Origin of the sequence: Lichenifustis flavocetrariae (assembly GCF_026130545.1) — a bacterium.
GTDB lineage: Bacteria > Pseudomonadota > Alphaproteobacteria > Rhizobiales > Beijerinckiaceae > Lichenihabitans > Lichenihabitans flavocetrariae.
In genome coordinates, this window is the sequence record NZ_JAMOIM010000128.1 from 1 (window position 1) to 2,475 (window position 2,475).

Below are 2,475 nucleotides of genomic sequence, written 5' to 3' on the forward strand. Positions count from 1 at the left end.
TGGCGGGTGTAGCTTCCTGAAATGACACGGGATCGGCTTAGACAACCAAATCCTAAATCACGTCAGTGCCTTAAGCTACATCTGCCGTAACCGGGGCAGATTCGCAGGCAGTCACATTGCGGCTTGAGCCTGTCGGACGAGGTCGGGCAAGGGGGGGACAGCGGTGCCACTTGGCAGGTTGAGCCGGTCGCCGAGGTATCGGAAAAAAGAGACGCCGAGTTTCGCGCAGGTCTTCATCAGGCCGAGCATGACGTTGCGGGCGGTGCGGCCGCGATCGCTCACCGTGCCACCGGAGATCTTGCGTTTGGTGACGCAGGACCGGATGTCGTTTTCCGATCCGTTGGTGTGCAGCGGAATGTCCGGATGCTGCAGGACCCGCAACAGATCCGCCTTTTGCCGGTGCAGACGGGCCATCAGCCTGTCCAGCGTCAGATAGCCGGTTCGGCGCCTGAAGATCCGGTCGAAACGGGCCCGCAGCGCGGCAGCCCGCCGTGGACAGAGGTCTCGTTTCCAGCTCTTGAGGTCGGCGTAGAACCACCAGATCAGGGATTGTGTCGTCTCGATCGCCCGGCGCTGCGCGGGCGTTGCCGGAACAAGTTTGTGGACCAGACGCTCGGCATGCACCCAGCACAGGGCGGAGGAGGCTTGGGTCCTGGACCTGCGAAGCAGGTTCGGGAAGCCTCCGCAGGGATGGGTGCCGACGCGGAACTGGCGGGCGCCATCAGAGACGATAACCGTGTTCGTGAGCAGGCCCTGGTCGCGGATGGCTCCCCAGAGCGCACCCTCGGTGGCGACCCGCACGGGGTCAGGCGTGACGTCGAGCTGGCTGATGCCCAGGGCGGTCAGATGCGCCGTCCAGGTCGCCTCATCGGCGAACCGCTTGGCTGGATGCGCCGCAAGCCGCGCCAACAGCGGCCCGGCCAGGGAGAGACCGCGCATGACCCCGAGCGCCGCGTCATTGATCACATAGCCCGTGTGCCCGGCCCGCAGCAGCGACAGGAAGGCCTGGCGCGATTTCGAGGGGCCGGTGCGGAAGGCGGTGAACCGGTCGTCGCCGACCTGCGTGGTAAACCCGTCAGCATGGCCATGCCGCGCCGCCGTATCATCCACCGTGATCCAACGGGCCGTGGCCAGCCCCGCCTGCAGGACCGCGTGGTCCTCCTCGATGAAAGTGTTCAAGGACCCCGTCAGCAACCGGACCACCTGGCGCTTGGAGATCGCGACCCCGATCCCCGTCAGCAGGGCGACCAGCCGTTCCGTCGTCACCTGGCCTTGGACATGCGCGGCCAAGATGAAACGCCGCAATGCGGGTCCGAACCCACCAACAATCCCAGCCGGCAGCCGCGCCACCACGGTTTCTCCCGACGGTGTTACCCAGCGTTCGCGCCGGTAGCGCACGACTTCGGCCGACAGGCGAAGATCGCGGACCAGGATGTCCTGGTAGCCTTTGAAGCGTGACCCGCCCGGAACCGACGCGGTGAGCACGACCTCGGCCGTGACCGCATCCCGGTCCCGCTTGACCCCGCGCCGCCGTCGCGAGCGCCGGCCGGTCTTGCCGGACGACGCCGCTCCGGTCGCCTTCTCCATCCCCGAGGGCCGCAACGGCGGTCGCGGCGGCAGTCCCTTCAGCCGCGCCACCTCGTCCCGCAGAGCCTGATTGTCGGCCTGAAGCCGGCGAACTTCCCCCATCAGAACGCCGACAAGCTCACGCAATTCGGCGAGCGACAGGCTTTCCAGCGATCCGATTTCCGGCAACGACATCGCCAGCGTGAATCACGCGGGGCAAGTCCATGCAAGACCCGCCGCCCGCGAATTTGCCCCGCTTACACATCTGCCAGCCCCGGCGTGAATTGTTCAGGCTAACTAGTCGGACCGGAAGGCCTCCCCCGGCACAAACGCCAGGGGCACGAATGTGCCACGACCGCTGGTCTGTTGCTGTCGCTGTCGGGCCGCTTTCCAGTCACGTGCAAAGGCCGCAACCCGATTATACGGGGCCTCGTAGCCGGTCCCGACGAGATCGACTTGCAACTGCCTGATCGTGCGCTTCTGTTTGCGCGACCTGCCCGTCTCGACGCGAAGCATCGCCGACAGCTTGTCCGCATAGGGGTCGGGCTTGATTGGACGGACGGCGATGTTGAACCGAGGCTCAACGCTATCCTGGCGCAGATACTTGCGAACCGTTTTTCTTGAAAGGCCAGTGCGCCGGGCGTTCTCCCGAAGCGAGAAATGGTCCCGGTTATGCCAGCGTCGGATGACGCTCAATAACTCCATGTCGATAACTCCGAAGCCCGCCGCGCAAACCGCGTCGGAGCGGTGAAAGCATGGGTTAATTCTCGATGGAAATCCGAGCCGGCTGGGTCACTTCTCAGCGAAATTCAACAGCCTATGATCCAAACTGGTAACAGGGGCAAAACTGCGGGCAATCAGGCTGGTGCAGCTCGTTTTCGGACAAGGTCTGGCAGCGGCGTGACGGCG

The 2,475-nt window shown here is 64.8% G+C and carries 1 protein-coding gene and 1 pseudogene; both read right to left on the reverse strand.

All coding sequences use genetic code 11. The features are described 5' to 3' along the window. Positions 1-111: 111 nt before the first annotated feature. Positions 112-1,761, reverse strand: coding sequence for an IS66 family transposase (locus M8523_RS36160; RefSeq protein WP_282589622.1), 1,650 nt, complete (start codon positions 1,759-1,761; stop codon positions 112-114). A gap of 105 nt (positions 1,762-1,866) precedes the next feature. Continuing rightward, positions 1,867-2,271: pseudogene (locus M8523_RS36165) on the reverse strand (IS21 family transposase); the annotation flags it as partial. Positions 2,272-2,475 lie beyond the last annotated feature (204 nt).